This window comes from Pseudomonas sp. SIMBA_068, assembly GCF_046534705.1.
Taxonomy (GTDB): domain Bacteria; phylum Pseudomonadota; class Gammaproteobacteria; order Pseudomonadales; family Pseudomonadaceae; genus Aquipseudomonas; species Aquipseudomonas putida.
In genome coordinates, this window is sequence record NZ_JAWRYI010000013.1 from 126,474 (window position 1) to 153,196 (window position 26,723).

Consider the following 26,723-nt stretch of genomic DNA (forward strand, 5'->3'; position numbering starts at 1 on the left):
TTTTATTACCGGTACCGGCCTCTTCGCAGCACAAGGCTGCTCCTACAGGAGACGGCGCTCTTCTGTGGGGCCGGTACAGGCAACATAACCCTTTCACCAAAAGGCAACATCCCCCCTGGATACTAAGCCCCACGCCCGGCATTGCCAAACCGCCCGCAGCGGGCTCGACTGAACCGTTTTTTGTGATAGGGTTCGCGCCCGAAAAAAACTGCCCTGGGGCAGCAAGGCGCAGAAAAATACTGCAAACCACTTGGCACAAGGCCTACAGCGAATACCCACCATTCACTCACAAAGTACGCACACGTTATCCACAGGCGCTCGCCTTGCAAAGCCCCCAATACCGCATTATCTTGTATCCCGAACGCAGCGAACCACTACATATAGGGGTTCGTGCAAAATCACACACAAAAGTCAACCCGCAAAATCAAGCGATTTTCCGAGCTGAACTTCAGGTGATTTCAGCAGCCAAACCGCTCCTGCGGAGGCGACCGAGGCAAGCCCTTCCAGGGCCTTGTTCGGGTATGGGTGTTGCAGGCCTGGCCTGGCATCCATCAGCAACAGTTTTTGGGCCCCGCCCAAAACCTTTGACTTCGGCCAGGGAGCGGCAAGCCATTGCCCCTTATTCCTGAGTCTGTCCCGAAGTCGGTACGCCCGTGCGGGCGGATGCGCATGCATTGCGCATCCCCGCCGGGCCATCGAGCAACTGGACGGAACGGTGGGCGCCCAAAAGGCGCCTGAACAATATAGAAACTGTGGAGACACCCACCCATGCAAACCGACACAACTCGCGAGAACCCGCAGGCCAAGGTGCCGCAGGCCGCCGATTCCAACCAGGATCTGGCCGCCACTGCCCCTGGCCAACTGCGCGTGATCAAGCGTAACGGCACTGTCGTCCCCTACACCGACGACAAGATCACCGTTGCCATCACCAAGGCGTTCCTTGCAGTTGAAGGCGGCACCGCGGCCGCTTCGTCGCGCATCCACGACACCGTCGCGCGCCTGACAGAACAGGTGACCGCCACGTTCAAACGTCGCATGCCATCGGGTGGCACCATCCACATCGAAGAAATCCAGGACCAGGTAGAACTGGCCCTGATGCGCGCAGGCGAGCAGAAAGTTGCCCGCGACTACGTGATCTACCGCGACCAGCGCGCCAAGGAGCGTGCCACCCGCGCCAACACCGACGCCGTGGTCGAGCCGCACCCGAGCATCCGCATCACCCTGGCCGACGGCAGCCTGGCGCCGCTCGACATGGCCCGCCTGAACACCATCATCAGCGAAGCCTGCGAAGGCCTGGCCGAAGTCGATGGCGACCTGATCCAGCGCGAAACCCTGAAGAACCTGTACGACGGTGTAGCCATCAAGGACGTCAACACCGCCCTGGTGATGACCGCCCGTACCCTGGTAGAGCGCGAGCCGAACTACTCGTTCGTTACCGCCCGCCTGCTGATGGACACCCTGCGCGCCGAAGGCCTTGGCTTCCTGAATGTAGCCGACAGCGCCACCCACCACGAGATGGCTGACCTGTACGCCAAGGCCCTGCCGGCCTACATCGCCAAAGGTATCGAGTTCGAGCTGCTGAACCCGGCCCTGGCTGACTTCGACCTGGAAAAACTGGGCAAGGCGATCAACCACGAGCGCGACCAGCAGTTCACCTACCTGGGCCTGCAAACCCTGTACGACCGTTACTTCATCCACAAGGATGGCGTGCGCTTCGAGCTGCCTCAGGTGTTCTTCATGCGTGTGGCCATGGGCCTGGCGCTGGAAGAGAAAGACAAGGAAGCCCGTGCGATCGAGTTCTACAACCTGTTGTCGTCCTTCGACTACATGGCCTCGACCCCGACCCTGTTCAACGCCGGTACCCTGCGCCCGCAGCTGTCCAGCTGCTACCTGACCACCGTGCCGGACGACCTGTCGGGCATCTACCACGCGATCCACGACAACGCCATGCTGTCGAAATTCGCCGGTGGCCTGGGCAACGACTGGACCCCTGTGCGTGCACTGGGCTCCTACATCAAGGGCACCAACGGCAAGTCCCAGGGCGTCGTACCGTTCCTGAAAGTGGTCAACGACACCGCCGTTGCCGTCAACCAGGGTGGCAAGCGCAAGGGCGCCGTGTGTGCCTACCTGGAAACCTGGCACCTGGACATCGAAGAGTTCATCGAGCTGCGCAAGAACACCGGTGATGACCGTCGTCGTACCCACGACATGAACACCGCCAACTGGATCCCTGACCTGTTCATGAAGCGTGTCTTCGATGACGGCAAATGGACCCTGTTCTCGCCTTCGGAAGTGCCAGACCTGCACGACCTGACCGGCAAGGCCTTCGAAGAGCGCTACGAGTACTACGAAGCCCTGACCGAGTACAACAAGATCAAGGTGTTCAAGACCATCCAGGCCAAAGACCTGTGGCGCAAGATGCTGTCGATGCTGTTCGAGACCGGCCACCCGTGGCTGACCTTCAAGGACCCGTGCAACCTGCGTTCGCCGCAGCAGCACGTAGGCGTGGTTCACAGCTCGAACCTGTGCACCGAGATCACCTTGAACACCAACAAGGACGAGATCGCGGTCTGCAACCTGGGCTCGATCAACCTGCCGAACCACATCGTCGACGGCAAGCTGGACACCGTTAAGCTGCAACGCACCGTGAACACCGCCGTGCGCATGCTCGACAACGTGATCGACATCAACTACTACTCGGTGCCGCAAGCGCGTAACTCGAACCTCAAGCACCGCCCGGTCGGCCTGGGCATCATGGGCTTCCAGGACGCACTGTACCTGCAGCACATCGCCTACGGCTCCGACGCTGCCGTCGAGTTCGCCGACAAGTCGATGGAAGCGGTCAGCTACTTCGCGATCCAGGCGTCCTGCGACCTGGCCGACGAGCGTGGCGCCTACGAGACCTTCCAGGGTTCGCTGTGGTCCAAAGGCATCCTGCCGCTGGATTCGCAACAGATCCTGATCGAGGCCCGTGGCCAGAAGTACATCGACGTCGACCTGAATGAGACCCTGGACTGGGCGCCGGTGCGTGCTCGCGTACAAAAAGGTATTCGTAACTCGAACATCATGGCCATCGCGCCAACCGCGACCATCGCCAACATCACCGGCGTGTCGCAGTCGATCGAGCCGACCTACCAGAACCTGTACGTGAAATCGAACCTGTCGGGCGAGTTCACCGTGATCAACCCGTACCTGGTCCGTGACCTGAAGGCCCGCGGCCTGTGGGACTCGGTCATGATCAACGACCTGAAGTACTACGACGGTTCGGTGCAGCAGATCGAGCGTATCCCGCAAGAGCTGAAAGACCTGTACGCCACCGCGTTCGAAGTCGAGACCAAGTGGATTGTCGACGCTGCCTCCCGTCGCCAGAAGTGGATCGACCAGGCTCAGTCGCTGAACCTGTACATCGCGGGCGCCTCGGGCAAGAAGCTGGACGTGACCTACCGCATGGCCTGGTACCGCGGCCTGAAAACCACCTACTACCTCCGTGCCCTGGCTGCGACCAGCACCGAGAAGTCGACCATCAACACCGGCAAGCTCAACGCCGTTTCCAGCGGTGGCGACAGCGCCCCGGTCCAGGCAGCGGGCCCAGCGCCAGTGCCGAAGGCCTGCGCGATCGACGAGCCTGACTGCGAAGCCTGCCAGTAAGGCCTGAATGCCGCGCGGGGTGCCTACGGGTGCCCCGCGCGGCATTTTTGTATCCGTGCCTCAGAGAAACCCTGCCCTTTGCCCACCGCTCGCGCGGCTCGGTAAAAGAACAGGACCTCTCAAAACAGGACGCAAGCCCATGGCCCGGAAAAAAGTGGCAACTCGCAAGATTGGTCGTAATGCTGAAACCGGCCGTTTTACCTCGGTAGAAGTAGCACGCAAACAACCCAAGACGCATATCGTCGAAACGCTGCGCAGCCACCGCTGCTAGTGTTGTGTGCCCCGGCCTCATCGCCGGCAAGCCAACTCCCACAGGTACTGCATCGCCCTGCAGCCAGGCGCGGTGCCTGTGGGAGCTGGCTTGCCGGCGATGAGGCCGGGCACACAACAAAATCCCCTCAAAAACACTATATGATGTGCCTTAAATTTAAACTGGCACAACATATAGGTTAGCGCTACACTCTCCCCCCGTAGAAGAACACAGCCATTTCGTGAACGGATGCACGCAAAACCGGTCGAAAAGTTACCCTCGCCCGCAAGACATGCGCCCCGATCGAAGGTGAATTCCGGTATACTTTGCGCCCTCTGAAAAGAGCGCCATTCAATTGTCCTGGCCCCTCCCCGAGGCCTGGCCAGGTACAAGCCAGAACACATTCAGATGTAAACGAGAGTCAGCCTCTCGAGCTGTCCATTCGCCGTTACCGGCCTTGCGTCAGGCATCACATTTTTAAAATCCAACCGGTTGCCCCAGGGCGACCCTCAAGCAGGAGCCAAACCATGCTGAGCTGGGACGAATTCGATAACGAAGACGGCGAAGTAGCCGCCAAAGGCAACACCCCTGCGCAGGCCGCTGCCGCCGCCACCCTCGACAAGCTCGACAGCGCCGGTGGTGCCGCCGCTCTGGAAGCTCGCGCTGCTACCGCGTCTGACTCCGAAGCCGTCAAACGTGCCAAAGCTGCCCTCGACGCCCTCGACGTGGCCGAAGGCCTGGCCGAGCTGGAAGGTTCTTCTGCCCGTGTCGCGGTGGACGAAAAGCGCATGATCAACTGCCGCGCCGACCTGAACCAGCTGGTGCCGTTCAAGTATGACTGGGCCTGGCAGAAGTACCTGGACGGCTGCGCCAACCACTGGATGCCGCAAGAGGTCAACATGACCGCCGACATCGCCCTGTGGAAGAGCCAGGACGGCCTGACCGAAGACGAGCGCCGCATCGTCATGCGTAACCTGGGCTTCTTCTCCACCGCCGACTCGCTTGTTGCCAACAACCTGGCCCTGGCTGTGTACCGCCTGATCACCAACCCGGAGTGCCGCCAGTACATCCTGCGCCAGGCCTTTGAAGAGGCGATCCACACCCACGCCTACCAGTACTGCATCGAGTCGCTGGGCATGGATGAAGGCGAGATCTTCAACATGTACCACGAGATCCCGTCGGTCGCCAAGAAAGCCGCCTGGGGCCTGAAGTACACCCGCGCCATCTCCGACCCGGAATTCAACACCGGTACCGTCGAAACCGACAAAGAGCTGCTGCGCAACCTGATTGCCTACTACTGCGTCCTGGAAGGTATCTTCTTCTACTGCGGCTTCACCCAGATCCTGTCCATGGGCCGCCGTAACAAGATGACCGGCGTCGCCGAGCAGTTCCAGTACATCCTGCGTGACGAGTCGATGCACCTGAACTTCGGCATCGACGTGATCAACCAGATCAAGATCGAAAACCCACACCTGTGGGATGCGGCGATGAAGGAAGAAGCGACCCAGATGATCCTGCAAGGGACCCAGCTGGAGATCGAATACGCCCGCGACACCATGCCACGCGGGGTGCTGGGCATGAACGCGGCGATGATGGAGGACTACCTCAAGTTCATTGCCAACCGTCGTTTGACCCAGATTGGCCTGAAAGAAGAATATCCAGGGACTACCAACCCGTTCCCATGGATGAGCGAGATCATGGACTTGAAGAAAGAGAAGAACTTCTTTGAGACGCGTGTGATCGAGTATCAGACGGGTGGTGCTTTGAGCTGGGACTGATTGTCCGGGCTGAACATCGAGAAGGCTGCCAATTGGCAGCCTTTTTTATTGGTAGAGGAAGCATCGCAAGTCAGCGGACGGTTTCGCCTGTGTGGCCTATTCGCGGGCCAGCCCGCTCCCACAGAACGGCTTCATCTTCCTCGGTCATCAGGACTGGCCTGAAGGGTAGCTGGCCCCGCTCCGCTATATATTGCAGAGCCTGTCGAATGCACTGATCTTGGGGATTCTGCAATGGCGAATTGTTTGCCGGGGCCGCTGTGCGGCCCTTTCGCGGCACAAGGCCGCTCCTACAGGGAATTGCGTAGCAGAGGAGATTTGCCAAGGTAGCTGACGGCTGTGGCGCCAGGGAGCGCTGGATCTTAGGCGGGAAGCGTGGCGGAAAAGGAAGAGGCCCCGCCCACGCCGACAGGAGGGGTACGGCACCAACGAGGATGCCGGGACTGGACATGCCAGTCTACGTGGTCGAGGGCGAGGCCAGATCTGAAGATAGCGCAGGCTAGCGGCAGAGTCAGTCAATCAGATTTGATTTGTAAATCTTGTCCCGCGTACGGCGCGTGGAATGCAGCAACTGGGACCCTACCTGCTCAGCTATCAGCCGTTGACAGCTCACCTCCCACTTGCTAATAATCGCCCACAGTTGTACGACAACACATAACAAAAACAACAATCAGTGGACGATCCCATGTCGACCCCCATCCCGCTCCACCCACGTCTGTTGCACACCCCTCTTCGCCCGGCCAGCTCGCGTACACCTGCCGCTACGTAGCGCCCGGTTACCGCGCATTCACCCCTGGCCCTGACCGGCCCGTTAACTACCCGCCCCTGCCGCAGGCCGCTTGCGCGTGCCCGGTGGACGGGCTGCCACACCCTTCGGGAGCACAACAATAATGAAAATCTGCCACACCCTGCCCTTCGCCCTGCTTGGCGCCGGGGTCATCGCCGGCCTGCCGGGCACCAGCCTGGCCGCCGGTTTTGTCGAGGACAGCAAGGCCACCCTCGGGCTGCGCAACTTCTACATCAACCGCAACTTCACCAACCCCAGCAACCCGCAGAGCAAGGCCGAGGAGTGGACGCAAAGCTTCATCCTCGATGCCCGCTCGGGGTTCACCGAGGGGCCGATAGGGTTTGGGGTGGATGTGCTGGGGCTGTGGTCGGTCAAGCTCGATGGCGGCGGCGGTACCTACGGCACGGCGTTGCTGCCGCGCCATGACGATGGCAAGCCAGCAGACGACTATGGGCGCCTGGCGGTGGCAGGCAAGGCGCGTATTTCCAAGACCGAGCTGAAGATCGGGGAGTGGATGCCGGTGCTGCCGATTCTACGCTCGGACGACGGTCGCTCGTTGCCGCAGACGTTCCGTGGCGGGCAGGTCACCTCCAATGAAATCGCAGGGTTGACCCTGTATGGCGGCCAGTTCCGCGGCAACAGCCCGCGTAACGACGCCAGCATGGAAGACATGAGCTACGGCGCTGGCGTGTCGGACCGGTTCAACTTCGTCGGCGGCGAATACAAGTTCAACCAGGACCGCACGCTGGTGGGCCTGTGGAATGCGGTGCTGAAAGACGTGTACCAGCAACAGTACCTGCAACTGAGCCACAGCCAGCCGGTGGGTGACTGGACCCTGGGTGCCAACCTGGGCTACTTCCATGGCGATGAGGACGGCTCCGAACGCGCTGGCGAACTGGACAATAAAACCTACTCGGGGATGTTCTCGGCCAAGTACGGCGGCAGCACGTTCTGGGTGGGGCTGCAGAAAGTCGATGGCGATACCTGGATGCGGGTCAATGGCACCAGTGGCGGGACCTTGGCCAACGACAGTTACAACTCCAGCTTCGACAATGCCAACGAGCGTTCGTGGCAGGTGCGGCATGACTTCAACTTTGTCACCGTCGGGGTGCCGGGATTGACCTTGATGAACCGCTATATCAGCGGGCGCGACGTGCACAGCGGGGTGGTGACCGATGGTAAGGAGTGGGTGCGTGAGACCGAGCTGGCGTACGTGATCCAGAGCGGGGCGTTCAAGGATTTGAGTGTGAAGTGGCGAAATTCGTCAATTCGGCGGGATTACAGCAATAACGAGTTCGATGAGAACCGGTTGATCTTCAATTACCCGTTATCGCTCTTGTAACCGAAAAGACCGGCACTGATTGAAATTGGGGCCGCTTTGCGCCCCATCGCCGGCAAGCCAGCTCCCACCAGGCCGCGGTAATTTCCAGCCAAGTGGAGTGCCTGTGGGAGCTGGCTTGCCGGCGATTGGGCCCTGACAGGCCATAAAGAGACGCAGGCCTCATTGACAACAACCGAACCCACCGCCAATAATCAGCAAAGTCATACGACAACCTACAACAATTAACAACAAGAGCCGGCCATGACCACTACCCCCCTCAATCGCCTGCTGCTCACCGGAGCCGCAGGCGGCCTGGGCAAGGTCCTTCGCGAACGCCTGCAAGGCTACGCCGAGGTCCTGCGCCTTTCCGATATCAGCCCGATGCCACCTGCTGCAGGCCCGCATGAAGAGGTGATTACCTGCGACCTGGCCGACAAGGCTGCGGTACATGCGCTGGTTGACGGCGTTGATGCCATCATCCACTTCGGCGGCGTGTCCACCGAGCATTCCTTCGAAGACATCCTCGGGCCAAACATCTGCGGCGTGTTCCATGTTTACGAGGCCGCACGCAAGCATGGCGTGAAGCGCATCATCTTCGCCAGCTCCAACCACACCATCGGTTTCTACCGCCAGGACGAGCGCATCGACGCCCACTCGCCGCGCCGCCCCGACAGCTACTACGGGCTGTCCAAGTGCTACGGCGAGGATGTAGCCAGTTTCTACTTCGATCGCTACGGCATCGAGACCGTCAGCATTCGCATCGGCTCTTCGTTCCCGCAACCGCAAAACCCGCGCATGCTCTGCACCTGGCTGAGCTACGACGACCTGGTGCAACTGATCGAGCGCGGGCTGTTCACGCCCGACGTAGGCCACACCATCGTCTACGGCGCCTCCGACAACCGCACCGTGTGGTGGGACAACCGCTATGCCGAGCACCTTGGCTACGTGCCCAAGGACAGCTCCGAGCGCTTCCGCGCCGCCGTGGAGGCCCAGCCGGCGCCCGCCGCCGATGACCCGAGTATGGTCTACCAGGGCGGCGCCTTCGCCGTGGCCGGCCCGTTCAACTGAACCCACGCACGCCAGGAGGCACGGCCATGAACTGTGAACTGATCGTCGACGCCCGCAACGGCACCGGCGAAAGCCCCGTGTGGCACCCCAGCGAACAGGCCCTGTACTGGGTCGATATTCCCGCCCGCCAGCTGCACTGCTGGCAGGCGGCCGATGGCAAGCACCAGGTCTGGCAGGGCGACGAGATGCTGGCCTGCATCGCCCGCAGCGGCCAGGGCTGGGTCGCCGGCATGGAAAGCGGCATCTTCCAGCTCCAGGCCAAGCCCGACGGCAGCCTTGATAGCCGCCTGCTCAGCAGCGTGCCGCACGCCCAGGCCGGCATGCGCTTCAACGATGGCCGCTGCGACCGCCAGGGCCGCTTCTGGGCCGGCACCATGCTGCTGGACATGCAGCAAGGTGCCCACGTGGGTGCGCTGTACCGGCATGATGGAGAAGGCCAGCTGCACCTGCAGCAAGACGGCATGATCGTGCCCAACGGCCTGGCCTTCAGCCCCGACGGCACGCGCATGTACCTTTCCGACTCGCACCCCAACGTGCAGAAGGTCTGGGCTTTCGACTACGACATCGACAGCGGCACGCCGTACAACAAGCGGCTGTTCGTCGACATGCGCGGCTACCCAGGCCGCCCCGATGGCGCAGCAATCGACCAGGACGGCTGCTACTGGATCTGCGGCAATGACGCCGGGCAGATCCACCGCTTCACCCCTGACGGCCGCCTCGACCGCTCGCTGAGCGTGCCGGTGAAAAAGCCGGCAATGTGCGCCTTCGGTGGCGCCAACCTCGACACCCTGTACGTCACCTCGATCCGTCCCACAGGCACAGACCTCAGTGACCAGCCCCTGGCGGGCGGGGTATTTGCCCTCAACCCTGACACCAAGGGCCTGGAGGAACCTGCCTACCGGGGCTGACGCCCCCTGCCGCACCCACACTTGCACGCACGAAACCGGATAATAAAAACCACGGAGTTTCAACATGACGTTCAAACGCAAGCTGCTCCTTGCCGTACTCCCCTTCGCCTTCAGCGTGGCCATGCCCGCCTCGGCACTGGACATCAAGTTCGCCGAAATCCACCCGGCCGGCTACCCGACCGTGGTCGCGGAACAGAACATGGGCAAAAAACTCGAGCAGGCCAGCAATGGCGACATCACCTTCAAGATGTTCGCCGGCGGTGTGCTGGGCTCGGAAAAGGAAGTGATCGAACAGGCGCAGATCGGTGCCGTGCAGATGACCCGCGTCAGCCTGGGTATCGTCGGCCCGGTGGTGCCGGATGTGAACGTGTTTAACATGCCGTTCGTGTTCCGCGACCATGATCACATGCGCAAGATCATCGACGGCGAGATCGGCCAGGAAATCCTCGACAAGATCACCAACTCCGATTTCAACCTGGTGGCCCTGGCCTGGATGGACGGCGGCTCGCGCAGCATCTATACGAAAAAGCCGGTACGCAGCCTGGAAGACCTTAAGGGCATGAAGATTCGCGTGCAGGGCAACCCGCTGTTCATCGACATGATGAACGCCATGGGCGGCAACGGCATCGCCATGGACACCGGGGAAATCTTCAGCGCCCTGCAAACCGGCGTGATCGATGGCGCCGAGAACAACCCGCCCACCCTGCTTGAGCACAACCACTTCCAGAGCGCCAAGTACTACACCCTGACCGGCCACCTGATCCTGCCGGAGCCCGTGGTGATGTCCAAGACCACCTGGAACAAGCTCAGCCCCGAGCAGCAGGCGTTGGTGAAGAAGGTGGCGCGTGAAGCACAGATGGAAGAGCGCGCACTGTGGGACGCCAAGTCTGCCGCCAGCGAAGAGAAGCTCAAGGCCGCTGGTGTCGAGTTCATCACCGTCGACAAGAAGCCGTTCTATGACGCCACCGCCTCGGTACGGGAAAAATACGGCGCGCCGTACGCCGACCTGATGAAGCGTATCGACGCCGTCCAGTAACAGCGGCCCCAGCCCAATCGACCTCGGCAGTGCGGCGCCCGTCGCCCTGCCGCTTTGGTGATGCCCATGAAAAACCTCTTCCTGCGTGTGAACGACACGCTGTACCGCGCCTGTATCTGGATCGCCGGTCTGTCGATCCTGACCATGACGCTGATCATTCCCTGGGGCATCTTCGCCCGTTACGTGCTCGGTACCGGCTCCAGCTGGCCGGAGCCGGTGGCCATCCTGCTGATGGTGGTGTTCACCTTCGTCGGCGCCGCTGCCAGCTATCGGGCCGGGGCGCACATGGCGGTGGCGATGATCACCGATCGCCTGCCACCGCTGCAGCGCAGCATGATCGCGCTACTGGTGCAAGTACTGATGATTCTGGTGTGCGTGTTCATGACCTACTACGGCACCAAGCTGTGCATCACTACCTGGAACCAGTTTCTGGCCTCCCTGCCAGGTGTGCGGGTGGGCATGACCTATGCGCCGATCCCGATCGGTGGCGTGCTGACCCTGGTCTTTGTGCTGGAAAAACTCCTGCTGGGCGACCAGAGCCACCGCAAGGTGGTGCGTTTCGACCACGTAGAAGAAAGCGAAGGAGCGGCATAAATGGATGCGTTCATTCTGTTGGGCAGTTTCATTGCACTCATCCTGCTGGGCATGCCGGTAGCCTACGCCTTGGGCCTGTCGGCCCTGATCGGCGCCTGGTGGATCGACATCCCACTGCAGGCGATGATGATCCAGGTGGCCAGTGGGGTTAACAAGTTCTCGCTGCTGGCCATTCCATTCTTCGTGCTGGCCGGCGCGATCATGGCCGAAGGCGGTATGTCACGGCGGTTGGTGGCCTTTGCCGGGGTGCTGGTGGGCTTCGTCCGTGGCGGCCTGTCGCTGGTCAACATCATGGCCTCGACCTTCTTCGGCGCGATTTCCGGCTCGTCGGTGGCCGACACCGCCTCGGTGGGCTCGGTGCTGATCCCGGAGATGGAGCGCAAAGGCTACCCGCGTGAATTCTCCACCGCCGTGACCGTCAGTGGCTCGGTGCAGGCGCTGCTGACCCCGCCCAGCCACAACTCGGTGCTGTACTCGCTGGCGGCGGGCGGCACGGTATCCATCGCCTCGCTGTTCATGGCGGGTGTGATGCCCGGGTTGCTGCTGAGCGCAGTGATGATGGGCCTGTGCCTGATCTTCGCGAAGAAGCGCAACTACCCCAAAGGCGAAGTGATCCCGCTGCGCCAGGCGTTGAAGATTGCCGGTGAGGCGCTGTGGGGCCTGATGGCCATGGTCATCATCCTCGGCGGTATCCTGTCGGGCGTGTTCACCGCTACCGAATCGGCCGCCGTGGCGGTGGTGTGGTCATTCTTCGTGACCATGTTCATCTACCGCGACTACAAGTGGCGCGACCTGCCCAAGCTGATGCACCGCACGGTACGGACCATCTCCATCGTGATGATCCTGATCGGCTTTGCCGCCAGCTTCGGCTACGTGATGACGCTGATGCAGATCCCGTCGAAGATCACCACGGCGTTCCTGACCCTGTCGGACAACCGCTACGTGATCCTGATGTGCATCAACTTCATGCTGTTGCTGCTGGGCACGGTGATGGACATGGCGCCGTTGATCCTGATCCTCACGCCGATCCTGCTGCCGGTGATTACCGGTATTGGTGTGGACCCGGTGCACTTCGGCATGATCATGCTGGTGAACCTGGGGATCGGGCTGATAACACCACCGGTCGGCGCCGTGCTGTTCGTGGGCTCGGCCATCGGCAAGGTAAGCATCGAGTCGACGGTAAAGGCGCTGCTGCCGTTCTACCTGGCGCTGTTCTTGGTGCTGATGGCGGTGACTTACATACCTGCGATCTCGCTGTGGCTGCCTAGCGTGGTGCTGTAACGGCAATCGGGGCCGCTCTGCACCCCATCGCCGGCAAGCCAGCGCCCACAGGATTGTGCAGCCTTCCAGCCCTGCGCACCCTGTGGGAGCTGGCTTGCCGGCGATGGGCTGCAAAGCAGCCCTCTGGTTCTTTCTGCAAATGGATCCTGCACATGGCTGTCCCCTCCTCTGCTGCTCCCCTGTTCCCGCGCAAACTGGCCATCGCCCTGCTCGCCCTGCTGGCCTGCTCATTCGCCGGCAACCACATCGCCGCGCGCATCGCCTTCGATGACGGCACCGGCGTGCTGCTGGCGATTCTGTGCCGCTCAGGCATCACCTTGCTGGTACTGGCCTGCCTGCTGTTGTGGCAACGCCAGGCGCTGGGCCTGCCCGCAGGCACCCGGCACTGGCAACTGCTGCTCGGCCTGCTGATCGCCACCCAAAGCCTGTGCCTGTACTCGGCGGTGGCGCGCATTCCGGTGGCCCTGGCGCTTCTGGTGGGCAACACCTTCCCGATGCTGCTGGCGCTGCTCACCTGGGCGCTGGGCGGCGCACGCCCCACCGGCCGCACCGTGCTGTTCATGGGCCTGATCCTGTGCGGGCTGGTGCTGGCTCTGGATGTGCCGGCACGCCTTGCCGACAGCGGCACGGCCAACCCGCACTGGGCGCTAGGGGTCGGCCTGGCGTTCGGCGCCGCCTGTGCCTTCGCCTGCGCCTTGTGGATTACCGACCACAAACTGGCCAGCGTGCGCGGCCCCGTGCGCAGCCTGCTGACCCTGCTGATCGTGTTCTCCAGCATGCTGGTTGCGGGCGCAAGTGGCGTGATGCCGTCCGGCTTGTCACTGCCGGGCAGCAGCAGTGGCTGGGTGGCGTTGGCCAGCCTGGTGGTGCTGTATGGCCTGGCCTTCACCTTGCTGTTTGTGTGTGTGCCAAGGCTGAACATGGCGCAGAACGCACCGGTGATGAACGTCGAGCCCATCGCCACACTGCTGCTGGGCTGGGCCTTGCTCGACCAGCAGCTCGGCACCCTGCAATTACTCGGCGGTGCCGTGGTGGTGTGCGGCATCGTGCTGCTCACCTACCGTCGGGCCAGTTGATTGTTCATTTGAAAGGAGCCTTGAATGGCTGTGACCGAACTGCACCTGCAAGACCACCTGACCCGCCTGAGCCTGGCGCCGGAGCTGGGCGCCAGCCTGGTCAACTGGGAAGTGAAAGCGACCGGGCAAGCGCTGCTGCGCCATTCTGACCCGGCCGCGCTGGCCAGTGGCACCCCGCGACGCCTGGCCTGTTACCCGCTGGCGCCATGGTCCAACCGCATTGCCGAGGGTGGCTTCGCCCGCCCGGATGGCTGGCAGGCGCTAACGCCCAATACCGGGCACGACCCCTACCCGATTCATGGCAGCGCCTGGCAGCAGGCCTGGCAGGTGGAGCACCACAGCGAGCGACGCGCGCGCCTGAGGCTGCACAGTGAAGTGCCGTTTGCCTACCAGGCAACGCTGGATGTGCACTTGCATGAGGGTTGCCTGAACCTGGACCTGCATGTAACCCACCTGGATGAGCCAGCTACCTGGTATGGGTTGGGGTTGCATCCTTACTTTCCGCGATATCCCGATACCCAGCTGTATGCCGCAGCGCGCAAAGTGTGGCTGGCCGAGCATGGGCGGTTGCCGTCGTACCAGGCCCAGGTGCCCGAGCAGTGGTGTTTCAATGCCTTGGGCCGTTTGCCCGAGACGGTGGTCGATCACGCCTTCAGCGGCTGGCCAGGAGAGTGTGTGATCGAACAGCCAAGCGCGGGTTATCGACTGGCGTGCAGTGCCAGCGGGGCTGAGCACTTCTTGCTGTTTTGCCCACAGGGGCAAGGTTTTTTCTGCTTTGAACCGGTAAGCCACCCGGTCAATGCGCATCACCTGCCAGGGCGGCCGGGGTTGCGGTTGTTGCAGCAAGGGGAAGGAATGAGCCTGGGATTCAGGATGCAGTATCGACCCCTTTGATTGTGTTGCCTTGATGGGGGCCGCTTTGCGGCCCCTGAATTTCAAGCCTTATGCCAATGCCCCGGTCGGGTTCGCCATCGGCGTGACCGAAGGCTTGCCAAGCACCTCCCGCGCCACCTTCCACACCAGCACTGCCGCCACGATATCGAACGCCGCCAGCACCACGAACAGCGGGCTGTAACCAATCTGCGTGACCAGAATGCCGAACACCAGGGTAAACACCGCCGCCCCCAGGTACCCGCACATGCCACCCATGCCCGTCGCTGTGGCCACTTGGTCCTTGCTGAACGAGTCCGAGGTGATGGCGTACAGCGCGCCCGACAGTGTCTGGTGGGCAAACCCGCCAATGCACAGCAACAGGATCGCCATGTACGGGCTTTCCACCAGGCCGATGCAGGCCGGGCCGATCATGCAACTGGCACCGAACACCAACACCATCTTGCGCGATGTGAACAGCGACACCTTGAAGTAGCGGTGGAACAGCGGGCTCAGGTACCCGCCCAGCACACAGCCGATATCGGCAGCCAGGAACGGCAGCCAGGCGAACATCGCCACTTCCTTGATGTTCATGTGCCGCTCGGTCATCAGGTACAGCGGAATCCAGGCGTTGAAGGTTTGCCAGGCCGGCTCGGAGAGGATCCGCGCCGAAGCGATGGCGTAGAAGTTGCGGGCCTTGAAGATGCGCTTCCAGGCGCCCTTCTCGCGGCTGTCCTGTTTGAAGTGCGCTTCCTGGCCGGCCAGGATGTAGTCGCGCTCCTCATCGCTCAGGCGCTTCTGGTCGCGCGGGTGCTTGTACAACAGCATCCACAGCAGGGTCCAGACAATCCCGGAGACACCCACGATCACGAACGCCAGCTGCCAGCCACTGTGCAGGATCGCCCACACCACCAGCGGCGGTGCCAGCAAGGCGCCAAGCGACGAGCCGATGTTGAACCAGCCGATCGCCACCGAGCGCTCCTTGGCCGGGAACCACTCGGTGGTTGCCTTGACCCCAGCCGGCAAGCCGGCGGCTTCGGTCATGCCCAGCAGCCCGCGCATGAAGGCCATGCTCTGCCAGCCGGTGGCCAGGGCCGCGCCAGCACAGGCCAGCGACCAGGCCATGGCAAACACGGCAAAGCCCAGCTTGGTGCCGATGAAGTCGATGAACCAGCCGGCTACCGGCTGCATGAGGGCATAGCACACCTGCCAACTGGCAACGATCTTGGCGTATTGCTCGGTACTGATGGAGAGGTCGGTCATCAAGGTGGGGGCGGCCACCGAGAGGGTGTTGCGGGCGAGGTAGTTGACGACGAGCCCAGCCGTGACAAGGCTGACCATCCACCAACGGATGCCTTTCATCTTCATGGTTCACCTGAGTTTCTTGTTTTTAGTGTGGCGAGCAATTGGCGCGAACACCGGCAGCGGTATTTGCGACAAATTGTTTCAGGCGGAAGAGTGCCATGTCATAGGTCGTCGTACAACAGTTATTATTTCTTAATGTTTCACCTTGCGTTGTACGATCTCAGTCCAGCTGCTGGGCCCGCAGCGCCTGCGCTAGCATGTCGATGAAGGCCCTGACCTTGGCAGAGCCGTACTTGCTCTCGCGATGCAACACATGAATCGGCCAGGGCGCCTCCTCGTACTCCGCCAGGATCACCTGCAACTGCCCACTGGCCAGCTCATCGGCCATTTGGTACGACAACAGGCGGGCAATCCCCAGCCCGCCGCTGGCGGCAGCGATCGCCCCGTCATTGCTGGTCACCGTCAGGCGCGGCTTCATACGCACCAGGGTTGGCTCTTCTGTCACTCCAAAGCGCCAGCCTGCCCGGGGCGACAGGTTGGTGGTGCCGATCACCGCATGCCCGGCCAGGTCCGAGGGATGCTTCGGCACGCCATGGCGCGCCAGGTAGTCGGGTGACGCACACAACATGCGCCGCACCCTGCCGACCCGCAACGCCTTCAACCCGGAGTCGGGCAACGGGCCGATGCGCACGGCCACGTCCATGCCCTCCTCGACCATGTTCACCACACGGTCGAGGAAGTAGGCGGAAACATCGACGTCCGGGTACTGCTGCAAGTAGCGAACGATACAGGGCATGACGAACTTCTTGCCGAACAGGATCGGGGCGGTAACTGCCAGGTCGCCTTTGGGGGTGGCGTTGATGCCAGCGGCCGCTTCGTTGGCTTCGTGGATGCTGGCCAGGATATGCCGGGTGTCTTCCAGGTAGCGGCCGCCAGCTTCGGTCAGGCGCACGCTGCGGGTGGTGCGCAGCAGCAGCTTGACGCCCAGCTGGTCTTCCAGGGCGCTGACAGCGCGGGTGACGGCAGCCGGGGAAATGTCCAGGCGGCGAGCGGCGGCAGCGAAGCTCTCCAGCTCACCTACCGCAACGAATACCTTCATCAGGTGGATCTGGTCCATGCGGGCTCCTGGGTATTTGGGGTGCCGGGATTATCGGATATCCGGGCGCTTTGTGCTGCCAGTCTTGGCCTCTTCGCCGGGACTGGCATATCAGATATCCAGCACCAGCGCCTGTATCCCCTCCTCAACCTGCCCCGGTACCGCACAACAGATCAGTACCGATCCCGCCTCCGGCAGCTCTGCCGGTGGGTTCGGGTAATGCACCTGGCCGCTCACCAACCTGGTCTTGCAGGTACCGCACGACCCACCCCGGCAACTGAACTCCGGCGCCAACCCACGCGCCTCGGCCAGCTCCAGCAGGGTGCCGCTGCCTGGTGCCCAGCGCGCCTCCTTGGCCGACGCTGCGAAATACACAGGCACTGGCTCGCGGGCCGCAGGCGGCTGTTGCAAGGTGGGCTGGCCTGCATCCGTGTGCCGGCGCAGCGTTGACGGGCCAAAGGCTTCAGCGTGAATGCGCGCATCCGGCACGTGCACCGTGCGCAGCCCTTCATACAGGTCCTGAGTAAAGCTGCCCGGGCCGCACAGGTAGAAATCGTAGTCGTCCAGCGCCAGCGTCGCCTTGACCTGCTCGATGCCCAGTCGGCCGGTAAACTCATAATCCTGCCCGGCCACGGCATGGTCTTCTGGCTGGCTCAAGGCGCGATGAACGTGCAGCAAGCCGCCAGCCTGTTGCCGCAAGCTTGCCAGCTCCTGCCTGAATGGCAGGTCGGCCAGGCTGCGGGCGCCATGGAACACATGGATGCGCCGTGCCTGGCCTTTGCTCAGCTGCTCACGCAGCATGGCCAGCAACGGCGTGATACCCACGCCCGCACCAATCAGCACAAGCGGGCGCGTACTTTGCTCATCCAGGGTGAAACTGCCCATAGGCGAGCGCACATCCAGCACATCACCTGCCTTGACGCGCTCATGCAGGTGCCGAGAGGCGGGGCCCTGCGCTTTTACGCTGATACGCAGGTAGCCATCGGACGGTGCGCTCGACAAGCTGTAGGTCCGGATCATCGCGGCCTCACCGTCGATCTGCACTTGCACCGGAATGTGTTGCCCTGGCGCAAAGACCACGCTGCTATCGCTGGGCGGTTCAAGGTAGAACGAGCGGATATCGCGGCTCTCCTGCTCCACCCGCAGCACACGCCAGGCCTGCCATTGGCGCTGTCGCTGGCGTTGCTGCAAGCGTGCGTCGGCCTCGGCCCAGGTGCCAGTCATCAGGCTGGTCGGTGCGTATTCCTTGAACGCCCAGCGCAGGGAAACCGCCGCCGGGCGCCACACTGCCTGCTCCACCTCCAGCGTCCACAGCCGCTCGGCACCGTCGAAGGCCTGGATGGCCGGGCTGTCCAGCAGCACCTCGGCACGCCCGCACAGCTGCAGCACGTTGCCGTTGCGGAAATCGATGAACAGCAAGCCGGCCCGCGGGTTCACCAACAAGTTGCCCAAGGTGTTGAAGTGCAGGTTGCCCGCGTAGTCGGGAATGATCAGCCGATTGCCCTCGACCTTGACGAATCCTGGCCGGCCGCCACGGTGAGAAACATCCACAGCGCGCTGGCCGTCATCTTGCTCGACATAGCTGGCGACGAAGAACGTGTCGGCAGCCTGGATCATGCTGACGCTTGTGGCATCCAGTGTGGTCGCATCGACACGCGCCTGGGCGGGCTCGGCAACGCGGGTGTAGTCACGCAACTGGATGTACTGCGGGCAGTTGCCGAACGACTGCTCCACCCTCACCTGCAGTTGTCCTTCTGCAGCCTGGCGGATCTGCCCGTTGATGCGATTACGCCGACGGGTGTGCAGTTCGATACCCAGCAGGCCGACCGCCTGCCCGGCTACCAGCCCCGGGGTGGCGGGGTCATCTGCTGGCAGCGTGGTGTCGATCGTCAGCACGCGAGGGTCGGGCGAGCTGACGAACCCTTCCGGCCCTTCCAGCAGGGTGGCCCAAGGCCGGCCAAGAACGTCCACACTGGCGGCCACCATGAACGGCAACTGGTGATAGAAACTACGGTGCTGGTCGGGCATGTAGTCACGAATGACCTTTTGCCCGAACGCCTCCATGCGTTCTGCTACACCGACCTTTTCCTGCAGGGTTTTCTCGCCCGCATGCCAGGGCGAGGGGCGGTGGTCCGGGGGCTGTTGCATGGTGGCGTTCCTCTCGAAGGCGAGGTATCAGGCGCTGGTCTGCAGCCCGATCACAGTGCGTGGCATGGCCACGAAGCCCGGCAGCGACTCGATCCGCGCCAGCCAACTGCGCACGTTGGCATAGGGCTCCAGCGACACGTTGCCTTCGGGGGCGTGGGCGATGTACGAGTAGTTGGCGATGTCGGCGATGGTGGGCGTGCTGCCCGCCAGGAATGGCACCTTGGCCAGCTCGGCGTCGATCACCTTGAGCAGGGTATGGGCACGGGCAATGACTTCGTCTGTGTTGAACGCAGCGCCGAACACGGTCACCAGGCGCGCAGCAGCGGGGCCAAAGGCCAGCGGGCCTGCAGCCACCGACAACCAGCGCTGGACACGGGCGGCGGCAGCGGGTTCTTCGGGCAGCCAGGTACCGTTGTCGTACTTTTTGGCCAGGTAGACGAGGATGGCATTGGAATCGGCGATCACCGTGCCGTTGTCATCGATAACCGGGACCTGGCCAAACGGGTTGAGGGCCAGAAAATCCGGCTGCTTGTGCGCGCCTTTGGCCAGGTCGACGAACACTAGCTCGGTGGGCAGGTTGAGCAGCGAGAGCATCAATTCGATGCGATGGGCGTGGCCAGACTTGGGGAAGTTGTAGAGCTTGATCGGGTTCGACATGGGTTTGGCTCCTGATCAGCACCGGGATGGGCTGGTGGAGCCTATGCTGCACTGGATCGGCTGGCAGCAGAATCAGTGCGTAAGGGAAACCATAATTTCGCGGGGCGCAATAATGGTTTCCAACAGATGTGCAGTTAAGTGCAGGGATCGCTAGCCAACGAATATCAGGTCAGTGCAGCTTCTTGAAATACCGGAACAGCCCACGTGCGGCCTCAACTACCTGCGGAACGCAGGCCTGGATATCCGCTTCGCTCATCTGGTCCAGCAGCTCGAAGTTGTCCTCAAGCCCATGTAGCGAAATGGCCTTGAGCAATAGCGCCTGCTCCTGCGGCAACTCGCCCCAACCGGCAATCTGGGTACCGCGCATATAGCCGAAGCACCACTCCTCCATGACGATCACAGTGCCAACCTCGCCCTCGCTTTCCTCGAACAGCGGCTCGAAGTGGTCTACGTCATCAGTCAATGCCTCTTTCACCTGATTGGCATAGCGCAACATCAACGCGGTGTACGCTTCTTCGTGCGCAGCCTTCTTGAACTTAGGCACCTTGCCACCGGCCACTGCGGGCAGCCATTGCTCTGGGAAGACGGCGACCGGCGAACTGGCCAGCGCGGTGAAAAAGCCATTGAGCTCGGCCAGGTTCAGCACGGAATAGTCGTTGCCGTAGGTGATCAACAGGTCTTCGAGACGGTCGAGTTCTTTTTCGCTGAGTACGGGGAGCATGGGTGAGAATCCTGGGAAGCAAAAGTGTGTGCACCCTAGCACAGCAACGCCGGAAGGGCTGCCCGCGTGAACTACCTCGCGGGCAGATGGTTCAGGCGTGCAACCAGTCCTGCAGCTCGTGTCTCCGGTCGGTGCCAATCAGCAGCCACAGCAAAATGCGGCATTTGCGCGGGCAGAGGTCCCCCGCCATGTATACGCCTTTTTTCTGCAGGTCGATTTCTGCACCCGCAAACCCATAGGTTGTCCGGGCGGTTGGCCCTTTACCTGTGCGCGTGGCAACAACTACTGGCAAGGTGGGCGCCAGGTGTTCCAGCACCTCGGACCAACTAGCGGCAACATGCCCAGCGCCGAAGCCGGCAATGACCAACCCTTCATAACCCAATGTAGCCACAGCCTGCAGCAGCGCCGTGTCTGCGTCCAGGCAGGCTTCCAGCAGGGCAACGCGCTGGTCGGTGCGATGCGGTACGGGCAGCACTTCCCGTCGTGCTGGCGGATGGCGATAGACCACTTCCCCCTCCACCACTTCGCCCAATGGGCCGGATCCCGGCGACTCGAACGCGGCTAACGCCATGCTGGCCGTCTTGCGAACCCTTGCCGCGCAGTGGACCTGGTCATTCATCACCACAAGCACACCACGCCCGCAGCTGCCCTGTGCCAATGCAACCTGCGCCGCAGACAACAGGTTGGCCGGCCCATCATTGCCCGGCTGGCTGGCCGAACGCATGGCACCGGTCATCACCAAGGGCGCATCGAATGGCCACAGGAGATCCAGGAAATAAGCCGATTCCTCCAGGCTATCGGTCCCTTGGCTCACCACCAAGGCCTGGGCCCCGCGCTCAACCTCGCACCGGGCCCATGCCAGCACGTCCAGCAACGTCGCAAAGTCCAGCGAGGCACTAGGGACCAGACACAATGAAGCAACATTCAATTGCGCCATCTCGCGCAACTGTGGGACCTGAAGCAGTTGCTGCTCGCAGCCCAGGGTTGGCGTCACACCACACCCGACAGCCCCGGCCTGCATACTGACCGTGCCCCCCAGGCTAGCGATCGACAGCCTGGGCAGGCTGGAATGTTCAATCATGCTTTTCCCCCCGCAAGTAACCCGATCAGAGGCACGATCCCCAAGGTGCTGATGGCCATCGACATCACGTTGCCGATGTAGCCATGCACATAAGCCGGCAACCGCTGGGTGATCGCCACTGCCAGCGGCGGAGCCACCAGCGCCCCCAGCACTGCGCTGGCCACCACCACTTGCCAGCTGCCGCCATGCGTCAGCACTGCGGCCGGAACGATCGAGACAATCGGAATGTAGGTAGGGTACCACCCCCGGGCTTGCCACTGGCCTCGCCAGAATACGACCCCAACCAGCGATGCCAGGGCCTGCCCGGCCACTATGTGCATCACCAGCATTGAACCGTAGGACGGTGCAGCCGGGGCTAACAAGTAAGCCAGCAACACGCCCAGCAGCAGCCCGAGGCTGGCCAGCTCATTACCGAAAAATGGCGCTTCGCTGAAATCGGCCAGCACCCGACGCAACGTCCAGACCACACCGTAGTCTGGCCGGTTGATGACCGGCGCCACTGCGGTGGCTACACGACTTTGGCGTACCCATGAAGGAAAGCGCTTGCACAGGAGGAAGGCCACGACACTGGCTACCGCCATGCCGCTCACATTACCAACTACCACGGGCAACTGCAGGGGATAGCACAGGTAGTTGACTATCAGAAGGCTGGCCGGTGTTACCAGTAGAGCACCCAGTACCGCCCCCGTGATCGTCACCCGCCAGCCCGCACCAAACAGCAACACCATGGCGGCCGGCAATGACACGAAGGCGACGAAGGTGGGTTGCCAGTTGCCACTGGCCAAGGTCCACCCCCACAACGCGTGGCTAAGCACCAAGCCCAGGAACGAACTGGTGAACACCCATGGCCATAATCCGCTGCCATAGCAAATGGCAAAGCCCTGCCAGCGATACCCTCGCACGTGGGCCCAGTGCGCCAGGCAAGCGCCAAGCAGCAAGCCCAGTGCGGGCAGCTCGTGCTTGTAGAATGCCACTTCACTGATATCACCGACGATCCAGCGCAAGCGACTCAGGGGCTGATCGAGCGTCGCCACCATAACTGCATAATCCGGCCATTGGCCATGGGCAAGGCTCGCAGCGAGCACAAGCAGCAGACAGGCAAAAATCAACACAGGCCAACGCTGCTGTCCTGAGAAGAGTAGCGTGTTCATTTGCGACTCCTCAACGTGGCATTGGCGCGTGCAAGCGGTAACCAAGATTGGCATCGTAGAGGTCGATACGCCGGTCCCGCGGCAGGTCGTTGAGGTTGTTCCAGATCGGCGCCGAGCGTGCACTGCTCAGATCTAAATCGGCATAGAGAATTTCTTCGGCCTCTGCACTGCCCACTTCGCCAATCGGCCAGCCATTGGTACCGGCGATCAGCGAGCACCCCAGGAAGCGCCCGCCCCGCTCGCTCCCGACACGGTTCGCGGCGGCGATGTAAACGTTGTTGACATGCGCTGCGGTCATGGTCAGGTACGAGGCCATGCAGCGCCCTGCTTCATCGAACAATGGTGGCGGGGTCCATACCCAGTTGTTGAGGCTGCAGATGATGTCGGCACCTTGCGCCGCCATCAGCCGCGGGACTTCCGGGAACCATATGTCCCAGCATATGAGCAGGCCGATACGCCCGATTGGCGTCTCGAATACCGGGAACCCCAGATCGCCGGGGGTGAACCAGAGTTTTTCCTGGTTCCAGAGGTGCGCCTTCCGGTAGTGCCCGAGCCGGCCTTCAGGGCCAAACAGTACGGCGCTGTCGTAGAGCTTCAGCCCGTCGCGCTCGGAAAAACCTGCGGCCAGGTAAACCTGGTATTCCTTGGCGAAGTCCTCCCAGGCTTTCAGGCAAGGGCCGTCCTGCAGCGTCTCTGCATGGGCATAGGCTTCGGCGCGGGAGTTGAAGGTGTAGCCAGTATTGGCCAGCTCAGGCAGCACTATCAGGTTGGCGCCTTCGCGTGCTGCTCGCCGGGCCAGCGCCAGACCATTACCCAAGTTACGCTCGCAATGCTCAAGACCGACCTGGGGGTCGTACTGGATGACAGCGATACGTACAGGGCTGACGGGGGAACAGGATTCAGACATGGCGGCTTCCTTTTTGTGGTTGTTTTGGAAGGACGCCAGTAAAGCGATGTTGGGCCTGGGAGGGACAGTCAGGAGGGTCCGATGGGACCAAAGGAAAATCACATGATCGCAGTAGGACTCCCCCTACAAAATGCCCCGTAGGCCGCTATTTCCCAACCTGATAATGTGGGTAGTGCTCAAGGGTAAAGCCACCATTGAATTGCGCTGAAGTGTTGTTGCAGAGGTTGATGACCGTATCAATCGCCGTGCGCAAACACGGCTCGGTCCACCCGGCGTCAACGGAGAAGGACTCTCCAGCCAGATACAACCCTGAGCTCCCGCTCAGATCACGGTTGTATTTCATCAGGCTTACCGCATCATAATAGGTACCTGCCCTATACAATTTCGCACACCCGAGCGCATTTCGGTCTGTGCTCCAACGCTGTATGCGAATGTTTCGAGTGTCGATGTAGGGCGATATAGCCTCGCCTACATTGGTGCACCGCAGCAGGATCCGATCGAGCTCCTTCAGGCACTTGGTCGCCAATTCCTCATCAGAGAAGGCTGCCAATTTTGTTGCATCATCCTCCCAGGTATAACTGAGGAGAATGCAGTCATCGGGGTAGCTGTCGTTGTATCGATAGGCATAGACATCGTGCACAAAGCTATCGGTAATCAGGATTTGCGGCAGTGGCTTGCGGTCGAGAAAACGTTTCTTCAGCGGCGCATAAACCTTGCAACTGGTCTCCCAGTGGGCATGTTTCCAGGCATCGATAATCGACTGAGGCAACATCTGGCGGGTGAAGCCGCTGAGGCGGATGTTGGTTTCGATCAGCCAAGACGGAGTGGTTATGATCACGCTGTCAAAGTCTTGGTACTCGGTGGTCTCGTGTATCGGATCACTGCACTGCCAACGATATCCGACCCTGACCCGGCCATTTTCCAGCTTCTGCACCGCGCACACGGACGTATCTGTCAGCAGCCCATCATCTCTTTCCAGCAGATGGTCATAAAGCGAGATCCCTCCCATGCCGACGTCCAGGTACAACAGGCATTCGTCCATGGCCGCAAGTCCGAGATAGGCGGGTCCTTGAAACGGCAATCCCCTGCTATCAGGAACATTGTTGGCTTCAAGATGCGGAGCAGCGTAAGGCATACCTGCTGAATCCACACGGCCATGCACCAGCTGCAAATGACTGCTGAAGCCAAAGATTGCCGTACGTAGCGGGTACAAGCAGCAAACATCATAAAATGCTCCCCAGCTGCCGTCGCCAATACCGATTGCATAGAAAATCGCTGACTCATCACTGCTCATGCCCAAACCGCCAAAGTCACCGGGGTTTTCAGGATCCCAGGCAACGAGGGCGGGCAAATGCACCAAATCCCTGAAGGACAAGCGGTGATAGCGTTCGACGATGTCCCGCCATGTCGACTCCCAGCTTGGCGTGCCATAAACAGCGGAAACGTGTTCAGCAAACCGCTGAGCAAAACTGCGCCATTTCTCGTAGACCTGCTGCAAGACAGCCGACGGTGGTGGTGTTTCCCCTGACGGATTACGCCAGACCAACAGCACCGGGTCACCCTCACCTTGTATTTGCCCTTCGCGCAGATAAATACCCGTGGCATTCACCCAAGGTGTACCTGGATTGGGGAAATCAGAAATCCGCAGCTCAAACAGCTTGGCGTAATACGCCATAAGCGAGCGGCCATCTTTAGGTGATTCTCCTGTCCTATTGAAGAAAGGCATGCGCATAGCCCCCATTTCAAAAGGAGTGACAGGGTGCTTGTGGCTTGCAGGGTTGTTCACGACTGTCAGGTGTCGCCCGCCTACACGCCGGGACTGCTCGATCAAGGTGATACGGCTAAAACCACAGCGCAATAATTCCCGGGCCGCAGTCAACCCGGTAACGCCGGCACCGACAATACAAATGCGGTGTTCGGGCTGTGTGGCCCGTGCAACGCCTCCCTCTTGTTCGATCAGGCGGCGGTAGTCGAAGCAGAGATCTGGGGGGTTAGGGAAACGCGCGGCCCACGGCTGCATCGGCAGTGATGGGTCGATGGTCAGATCGGCGGGGTGGTTGTGTGTAGAACCAATTGTCATGGTCTTGTGTTCTCCATTATTTGAAGAACCTGAGAATGAGCAATTGCTAGATGCGTGAGGGGTTGTTATGCACCACCCGCCGGCTCCTACAGGATCGTGAGATACCTGAAGGGGCCGGCTTGCCAGCTATACCGTCGTCGGTGCTTACACCGCCAGCGCGCGCTCACGCAGCTCGCTGTTGAGAATGCGGTCGTTCTCGCTGTAATCGACCGGGCAGTCGATAACGTGCACGCCTGGGGTCTTGATGCAGTGTTCCAGTAGCGGCAGCAGGCCTTCGGCGCTTTCCACGCGGTGGCCGTTGGCACCGTAGGCTTCGGCGTATTTGACGAAGTCCGGGTTGCCGTAGTCCAGGCCGAAATCGGTGAAGCCCATATTGGCCTGCTTCCAGCGGATCATGCCGTAGCCATCGTCACGCAGGATCACCACGGTGATGTGCATGCCCAGGCGTACAGCGGTTTCCAGCTCCTGGCTGTTCATCATGAACCCGCCGTCGCCGCACACCGAGATCACCGGGCGGTCCGGGTGCACCAGGTGCGCCGCCATGGCCGATGGCAGGCCCGCGCCCATGGTGGCCAAGGCGTTGTCCAACAGCACGGTGTTCGGCTTGTACGCCTTGTAGTTGCGGGCGAACCAGATCTTGTAGATGCCGTTGTCCAGGGCAACGATGCCTTCGGACGGCAGTACGCGACGGATGTCGGCCACCAGGCGCTGTGGGTAGACCGGGAAGCGGTTGTCATCAGCGCCTTCGGCGATCTGTGCTTCGTTGGCTTCACGGATGGCCATCAGGCGGGTGAAGTCCCAGTGCGAGGTGTCGTTCAGCGCTTCGCTGATCTGCCACACGGCGTTGGCGATGTCACCGATCACTTCGACCTGCGGGAAGTAAACAGCATCGACTTCGGCAGAGCGGAAGTTGATGTGGATGACTTCGGTGCCGCCACGGACCATGAAGAATGGCGGCTTCTC

At 61.6% G+C, this 26,723-nt stretch carries 21 protein-coding genes; 11 read left to right on the forward strand and 10 right to left on the reverse strand.

Translation table 11 applies throughout. From position 1 onward, the window contains the following. Positions 1-768: 768 nt before the first annotated feature. The 11 genes from SB756_RS25100 (at position 769) to SB756_RS25150 (ending at position 14,638) form a co-directional block, all read left to right on the forward strand. Positions 769-3,648 carry a ribonucleoside-diphosphate reductase subunit alpha gene (locus tag SB756_RS25100; protein ID WP_016498294.1) on the forward strand — a complete coding sequence of 960 codons (2,880 nt, stop codon included), beginning with the start codon at positions 769-771 and terminating at the stop codon, positions 3,646-3,648. Positions 3,649-3,787: 139 nt separating this feature from the next. Further along, positions 3,788-3,919, forward strand: coding sequence for a hypothetical protein (locus SB756_RS25105; protein WP_341796567.1), 132 nt, complete (start codon positions 3,788-3,790; stop codon positions 3,917-3,919). 506 nt (positions 3,920-4,425) lie between these two features. Then, the gene (locus SB756_RS25110; protein ID WP_016498293.1) at positions 4,426-5,676 is read left to right on the forward strand and encodes a ribonucleotide-diphosphate reductase subunit beta; all 1,251 of its coding nucleotides are present in this window, start codon (positions 4,426-4,428) and stop codon (positions 5,674-5,676) included. A gap of 887 nt (positions 5,677-6,563) precedes the next feature. Further along, the gene (locus tag SB756_RS25115) at positions 6,564-7,802 is read left to right on the forward strand and encodes an OprD family porin (RefSeq protein WP_341796568.1); all 1,239 of its coding nucleotides are present in this window, start codon (positions 6,564-6,566) and stop codon (positions 7,800-7,802) included. Between the two features lie 240 nt (positions 7,803-8,042). After that, a complete protein-coding gene (locus tag SB756_RS25120; protein ID WP_410912341.1) occupies positions 8,043-8,849 on the forward strand; it encodes an NAD-dependent epimerase/dehydratase family protein in 807 nt (268 codons plus the stop codon). Positions 8,850-8,875: 26 nt separating this feature from the next. After that, complete coding sequence (locus SB756_RS25125; protein ID WP_410912343.1) at positions 8,876-9,757, forward strand: glucurono-1,5-lactonase; 882 nt, start codon at positions 8,876-8,878, stop codon at positions 9,755-9,757. 64 nt (positions 9,758-9,821) lie between these two features. After that, positions 9,822-10,793, forward strand: coding sequence for a TRAP transporter substrate-binding protein (locus SB756_RS25130; RefSeq protein ID WP_016488691.1), 972 nt, complete (start codon positions 9,822-9,824; stop codon positions 10,791-10,793). Positions 10,794-10,859: 66 nt separating this feature from the next. Beyond that, entirely contained in the window at positions 10,860-11,387 is a 528-nt protein-coding gene (locus SB756_RS25135) for a TRAP transporter small permease (RefSeq protein ID WP_410912346.1), read from the forward strand. Continuing rightward, positions 11,388-12,668 (forward strand): TRAP transporter large permease, encoded by a 1,281-nt coding sequence (locus tag SB756_RS25140; RefSeq protein WP_019472239.1) that lies wholly within the window; start codon positions 11,388-11,390, stop codon positions 12,666-12,668. 152 nt (positions 12,669-12,820) lie between these two features. Then, complete coding sequence (locus SB756_RS25145; RefSeq protein ID WP_403008693.1) at positions 12,821-13,744, forward strand: EamA family transporter; 924 nt, start codon at positions 12,821-12,823, stop codon at positions 13,742-13,744. 24 nt (positions 13,745-13,768) lie between these two features. Next, positions 13,769-14,638: an aldose 1-epimerase gene (locus SB756_RS25150; RefSeq protein WP_410912348.1), complete on the forward strand. Its 870-nt coding sequence runs from the start codon at positions 13,769-13,771 to the stop codon at positions 14,636-14,638. Positions 14,639-14,686: 48 nt separating this feature from the next. On the opposite strand, the gene SB756_RS25155 is transcribed toward SB756_RS25150, so the two are convergent. From SB756_RS25155 to SB756_RS25200, 10 genes are all read right to left on the reverse strand, one after another. Continuing rightward, a complete protein-coding gene (locus SB756_RS25155; RefSeq protein ID WP_410912350.1) occupies positions 14,687-15,982 on the reverse strand; it encodes an MFS transporter in 1,296 nt (431 codons plus the stop codon). A gap of 157 nt (positions 15,983-16,139) precedes the next feature. Then, positions 16,140-17,036, reverse strand: a complete 897-nt coding sequence (locus SB756_RS25160; protein WP_410912352.1) for a LysR family transcriptional regulator — start codon at positions 17,034-17,036, stop codon at positions 16,140-16,142. A 90-nt stretch (positions 17,037-17,126) separates the two neighbouring features. Then, positions 17,127-19,163 (reverse strand): pyridoxamine 5'-phosphate oxidase family protein, encoded by a 2,037-nt coding sequence (locus SB756_RS25165; protein WP_410912353.1) that lies wholly within the window; start codon positions 19,161-19,163, stop codon positions 17,127-17,129. Positions 19,164-19,190: 27 nt separating this feature from the next. Then, positions 19,191-19,820: a glutathione S-transferase family protein gene (locus SB756_RS25170; protein WP_341796576.1), complete on the reverse strand. Its 630-nt coding sequence runs from the start codon at positions 19,818-19,820 to the stop codon at positions 19,191-19,193. 169 nt (positions 19,821-19,989) lie between these two features. Continuing rightward, positions 19,990-20,541: a UPF0149 family protein gene (locus SB756_RS25175; RefSeq protein WP_341796577.1), complete on the reverse strand. Its 552-nt coding sequence runs from the start codon at positions 20,539-20,541 to the stop codon at positions 19,990-19,992. 91 nt (positions 20,542-20,632) lie between these two features. Beyond that, the gene (locus SB756_RS25180) at positions 20,633-21,622 is read right to left on the reverse strand and encodes an asparaginase (protein WP_341796578.1); all 990 of its coding nucleotides are present in this window, start codon (positions 21,620-21,622) and stop codon (positions 20,633-20,635) included. After that, a complete protein-coding gene (locus SB756_RS25185; RefSeq protein WP_341796579.1) occupies positions 21,619-22,773 on the reverse strand; it encodes a hypothetical protein in 1,155 nt (384 codons plus the stop codon). The genes SB756_RS25180 and SB756_RS25185 overlap by 4 nt, the downstream gene beginning before the upstream one ends. Positions 22,774-22,783: 10 nt before the next feature. Then, positions 22,784-23,680 carry a nitrilase family protein gene (locus SB756_RS25190; RefSeq protein ID WP_410912356.1) on the reverse strand — a complete coding sequence of 299 codons (897 nt, stop codon included), beginning with the start codon at positions 23,678-23,680 and terminating at the stop codon, positions 22,784-22,786. Between the two features lie 145 nt (positions 23,681-23,825). Further along, complete coding sequence (locus SB756_RS25195) at positions 23,826-25,760, reverse strand: flavin monoamine oxidase family protein (protein ID WP_341796581.1); 1,935 nt, start codon at positions 25,758-25,760, stop codon at positions 23,826-23,828. A gap of 144 nt (positions 25,761-25,904) precedes the next feature. Beyond that, positions 25,905-26,723, reverse strand: an 819-nt coding sequence (locus SB756_RS25200) for a thiamine pyrophosphate-dependent enzyme (RefSeq protein WP_410912358.1), incomplete at its 5' end; no start/stop codon positions are given.